The organism is Tabrizicola flagellatus, from assembly GCF_008271465.1.
GTDB classification, from domain to species: Bacteria; Pseudomonadota; Alphaproteobacteria; order Rhodobacterales; family Rhodobacteraceae; genus Tabrizicola; species Tabrizicola flagellata.
The window spans coordinates 1-4301 of sequence record NZ_VMDU01000033.1 but is presented as its reverse complement, the minus strand read 5'-3'; the positions used below and the strand labels follow the sequence as shown (position 1 = coordinate 4301).

6 protein-coding genes and 1 pseudogene are annotated in these 4301 nt (G+C 66.9%); all 7 read right to left on the bottom strand.

The window, feature by feature from the left end; genetic code table 11:
- Window positions 1-48: 48 nt before the first annotated feature.
- Window positions 49-1179 (bottom strand): annotated as a pseudogene (locus FL625_RS17965) (IS256 family transposase); the annotation flags it as partial.
- 262 nt (window positions 1180-1441) lie between these two features.
- A complete protein-coding gene (locus FL625_RS17960; RefSeq protein WP_149590037.1) occupies window positions 1442-1843 on the bottom strand; it encodes an OsmC family protein in 402 nt (133 codons plus the stop codon).
- Window positions 1840-2067: a thioredoxin family protein gene (locus FL625_RS17955; RefSeq protein WP_149590036.1), complete on the bottom strand. Its 228-nt coding sequence runs from the start codon at window positions 2065-2067 to the stop codon at window positions 1840-1842. The genes FL625_RS17960 and FL625_RS17955 overlap by 4 nt, the downstream gene beginning before the upstream one ends.
- A gap of 14 nt (window positions 2068-2081) precedes the next feature.
- A complete protein-coding gene (locus FL625_RS17950) occupies window positions 2082-3080 on the bottom strand; it encodes a permease (RefSeq protein ID WP_149590035.1) in 999 nt (332 codons plus the stop codon).
- Window positions 3077-3352 (bottom strand): ArsR/SmtB family transcription factor, encoded by a 276-nt coding sequence (locus FL625_RS17945; protein WP_149590034.1) that lies wholly within the window; start codon window positions 3350-3352, stop codon window positions 3077-3079. The genes FL625_RS17950 and FL625_RS17945 overlap by 4 nt, the downstream gene beginning before the upstream one ends.
- Window positions 3353-3450: 98 nt before the next feature.
- Window positions 3451-3831 (bottom strand): hypothetical protein, encoded by a 381-nt coding sequence (locus FL625_RS17940; protein ID WP_149590033.1) that lies wholly within the window; start codon window positions 3829-3831, stop codon window positions 3451-3453.
- The gene (locus FL625_RS17935; RefSeq protein ID WP_235019500.1) at window positions 3831-4253 is read right to left on the bottom strand and encodes a site-specific recombinase; all 423 of its coding nucleotides are present in this window, start codon (window positions 4251-4253) and stop codon (window positions 3831-3833) included. Before FL625_RS17935 ends, FL625_RS17940 begins: the two co-directional genes overlap by 1 nt.
- Window positions 4254-4301 lie beyond the last annotated feature (48 nt).

Genomic DNA, 4301 nt, shown 5'->3' with positions numbered 1-4301 from the left:
CTCCTCGGGCCGGACTCTAGCATCAGATGGAGGAGTTCTCGGGGGTCAGAGCAAGCGGCTTGAGGTCTGCCACTCGTCGTTCTGTTCGAACAGCACGGCGCCGATGAGCCGCAGGATGGAGGCCTCGTTCGGGAAGATCCCCACGACGTCGGCCCGTCGCTTCACCTCCTTGTTCAGGCGTTCGATCGGGTTGGTGCTGTGCAGCTTGGTGCGGTGCTGGCGCGGGAAGGACATGTAGGCCAGCACGTCATGCTCGCTGGCGTCCATGAGATCGGCCAGCTTGGGCCAGCGTGGGCGCAACTGCTCGGCCACCTTGCGCCAGGTCTCGCCGGCATGGGTTCGGTCAGGCTGGTCGAAGGCCTGGCGGATCGCGGCGGCGACGACGGTGTGCTGGCCGCGCGAGACATGAGCGAGGGCGTTCCTGATCCAGTGAACGCGGCAGCGCTGCCAGGTGGCTTCGAACACCCGGGAGATGGCGGCCTTCAGGCCGGTGTGGGCATCGCTGATGACCAGCCTGACCCCGCCGAGGCCCCGGGCGCGCAGCGAGCGCAGGAACTCGGTCCAGAACGTCTCGGCCTCAGAGGGTCCGATGCCCAGGCCGATGATCTCGCGCCGCCCTTCGGTGTTGGCGGCGACGGCGATTATCGCCGCGACCGGCACGATCCGGCCGCCCTGACGCACCTTGAGATAGGTGGCATCCAGCCAGACATAGGGCCACTCCCCGCTCAGCGGGCGGTTCAGGAACTCGCCGACCCGCTCATCGATGTCCTTGCACAGCTTGGACACCGTGCTCTTCGAGATGCCGTTCAGGCCCATCGCCTGCACCAGCTCGTCGACGCGACGGGTCGAGACGCCGCCGATCCAGGCCTCCTGGATCACGGCGACCAGCGCCTGCTCGGACGTCTTGCGGGCCTCGAGGAAGCCCGGGAAGTAGCTGCCCTGCCGCAACTTGGGGACCCGCAGGTTCAGCGTGCCCAGACGGGTATCGAGAGCGCGCTCTCGATACCCGTTGCGCCAGGTCGTGCGTTCGCCGCTGCGTTCATGCCGACCGGCGCCGATAAGGCCCTCCACATCGGTCTCCATGATCAGCTGCAGGACGGCCTCGGCGATGCCGCGCAGGAGGTCTCCCTGATCGTGCTTGGCCAGAAGCTCGGACAGGTGCATGGTCGTCTTGGTCATCGGGGTCTCCGTGTGGTCCGTGGTCGAAGTCGCCAAACTCCACCTCGATCCTACACCTCGATGGCCACCCGGGATCACACCGCCGGCGGCGATGAAATTACACCACGTGCTCGGACGCTAACTTCCAATGGCCTGAGTTTCAATTCCGCCAAAACTTCGCCCCTTGCGTCCATCGCCTTCGAGGGGAACAGAGCCGCGACTTGCGAGAGGCGCAGCCCAAGGGTGCGCTGGCTGAATGATGCGTAACAGTGGCGGTGGTTGATCACAGGCGCCGCAGGGTTCCCTCGAGCGGCACGGCACCGCCCAGCGTGTTCGAGATCGTGCCGTATTTCAGGATGTTGCGGTGCAGCAGATCGAGCCGCTGATCGCTTTCGTCGCTGTCCACGACGATCTCGTAGCGGATGAGGGTCAGTTTTGGCGGCGCGTCCTGGCGCACGGCCTCGAGCGACAGTTCGGCCCCATCGATCCGAAACTTCAGCATCGGCGTCACCCGCTCGAGGCCCTTGAGCATGCAGGCGGCCAAGGCCGAAAGTAGAAGCTCGACCGGATTCATGGCGTCCTGCCGGCCGGCAAGATCGGTGTCCAGAACCACCTCGGCCAGCTTGGCCTTGGCGAGGCTGCCGTGGCTGTCGATCCGCCGCGCGGTCACACGGTATTCGGTCACAGGAGACGCCCGATCTCTTCGGCGGTCAGCACCTTGCCCGCCGAGACCAGTTTCTCGTCGATCACCAGGCCGGGCGTCGACATGACGCCGTAACCCGCGATCTGGGCCATGTCGGTGACCTTGACGATCTCGGCCTGCTTCCCGGCGGCTTCGGCAGCGGCCTTGGCGTTTTCGGCCAGCGTCACGCACTTGCGGCAGCCGGACCCGAGGATCTTGATGATCATGATGATGCTCCTTGTCAGATGAACCAATGGGTGATGGCGTTGAACAGCATGCCGATGCCGAGGATGCCGCCCGTCACGACCGCGAGGAACAGCAGCAGCAGGCGCATGCTCACCACGCGCTTGAGCATGACGAGCGAGGGCAGCGACAGCGCGGTGACCGCCATCATGAAGGCGAGCACCGTGCCAAGGCCCACACCCTTGCCCACCAGCGCCTCGGCGATGGGCAGCGTGCCGAAGATGTCGGCGTACATGGGGATGCCGATCAGCGTGGCCAGCGGCACCGACCACCACTTGTCCTGCCCGAGAAGCGCCGTGATGATCTCGGCCGGCACCCAGTTGTGGATCGCCGCCCCGATGCCCACGCCAATCAGCACATAGGGCCAGACGCGCTGGATGATCTCGACCACCTGGTCGCGGGCGAATTCCATCCGCTCGCCCCGCGTCAGGACGTGTTCACCCTCCTGCACCGGCACGTCGCGCACGAAGGCGGCCACCTGATCCTCCATCCCCGCACGCCCGATCAGTGTGCCGCCGACGATGGCCACAATGAGCCCCACCACGACATAGGCCAGCGCGATGGGCCAGCTGAAGATCGACGCCAGCAGGATGACCGAGGCGAGGTCCACCAAGGGCGACGAGATCAGGAAAGAGAAGGTGATCGCCAAGGGCAGTCCGGCCGCCGTGAAGCCGATGAAGATCGGGATCGAGGAACAGGAGCAGAAGGGCGTGATCGTGCCGAGAAGGGCAGCGAGCGTGTTCGCCCAGATCCCCGAACGGCCGCCGAGGATGCGGCGGGTGCGCTCGGGCGGGAAGAAGCTCTGGACCCAGGAGATGGCGAAGATCAGCACCGAGAGCAGGATGAAGATCTTGATGACGTCATAGACGAAGAACTGCACCGAACCGCCGAGGCGCGAGGCCGGATCGAGCCCCACCGCCGCGACCCCCGCCGTGACGAGGTCGGACAACCATTGCATCCGCAGCACCTGGTCGTTGAGCCAACCGAAGATGCTCATGACGCGACCTCTTCCATCAGGGCCGCGTCGATCACAGCGCGGACGTTCTCCGGCATGTCGGGGTTCAGGCGGTAGCGGACCCATTGCGCATCGCGCCGGTCCACCACCAGCCCGGCCTGCTTCAGCACCTGCATGTGACGGGACATCCGGCTTTGCGTGGCGCCGAGCGCGCGCATCAGGTCGCAGACGCAGAGTTCCGAGCCATCCCGGAGCATCCGGACAGCCGAGAGACGCGTGGGCTCGGCAAGGGCAGACAGGACAGCGAGAATCATGGCACCTCCAGCTCATGCGCATCTGCGCATGACCGGAAGCCGCTGCCGTTGATCTGGATCAGAGGAGGTGTGTTTCCGTTCTGGATCGGCGCATGAGGTCAGTCGAACACACGCCCCGGCTGCTCGTCCCACGGCAGGGACGCCACGAAGCACAGGTCGTAGATGCTGATCGTCGAGGGCTCGCGGTGGACGACCAGCCGCTCGAGGACTTCGGGCGCGAGCCACGCTAGGCGCAGGAGACGGCTGACGTAGCGGTCGGACAGGCCCTCGTCGGCGGCGAGATCGGCGAGCGTGGCCACGTCGCCGCGTTCCAGCCGCTGCCGCCAACCCCAGGCGCGGCCGATGGCGCGCAGCAGGTGCGGATCCTGCCCACGGCCCATGGCGGCCTCGACATGCTTCGGCGGCAGGATCCGGGGGCGGCCGCCGCGGCGGCGGAGTTCGAGGGGGATGTGGACGCGCAGGGTCTCGGGCGCGGGCATCAGGCGACCTCCTTCTTCGGCGGGGCCATCAGCGCGGCGATGGCGCCCAGCCCCTCGTGGCGCAGGTCGATGGCGAGGCCCGCCTCGCTCACCGTGATCCGCGCGACCAGAAGCTGGACGATGCGCGCCTGCTCGGCCGGGATCAGCGCCTTCCATAGGTCGTCGAACTGCGCCAGCGCGGCAACGACGGTGGACTCGTCGAGATCGGGGCGGTCCTTCCGCACCGCCCGCGCCGTGCGCGCCGCCACCTCGGGCGTGCGCAGCATCCGGCGGATTTCGCCGATGACGGCGTCCTCGACCATGGCGCCCGGCAGCCGCTGGGGCCCGCGCAACTCGGCGGCCGGGCGTTTCCGGATCACGTCCATCGAGGTGTGGTGGAAGTAGCGCTTGCCCTTTCGCCTGGTTTGGGCTTTGCGCAACATGTGTAACCGCCCCTTGCGCAAGAGGGAACTTCGGGCCTGATCCCGGCG

Excerpts from the sequence above, each read along its gene's own strand:
- FL625_RS17955 (WP_149590036.1), bottom strand. The coding sequence starts at position 2,067 with ATGATCATCAAGATCCTCGGGTCCGGCTGCCGCAAGTGCGTGACGCTG.
- FL625_RS17950 (WP_149590035.1), bottom strand. The coding sequence starts at position 3,080 with ATGAGCATCTTCGGTTGGCTCAACGACCAGGTGCTGCGGATGCAATGG.
- FL625_RS17945 (WP_149590034.1), bottom strand. The coding sequence starts at position 3,352 with ATGATTCTCGCTGTCCTGTCTGCCCTTGCCGAGCCCACGCGTCTCTCG.
- FL625_RS17940 (WP_149590033.1), bottom strand. The coding sequence starts at position 3,831 with ATGCCCGCGCCCGAGACCCTGCGCGTCCACATCCCCCTCGAACTCCGC.
- FL625_RS17935 (WP_235019500.1), bottom strand. The coding sequence starts at position 4,253 with ATGTTGCGCAAAGCCCAAACCAGGCGAAAGGGCAAGCGCTACTTCCAC.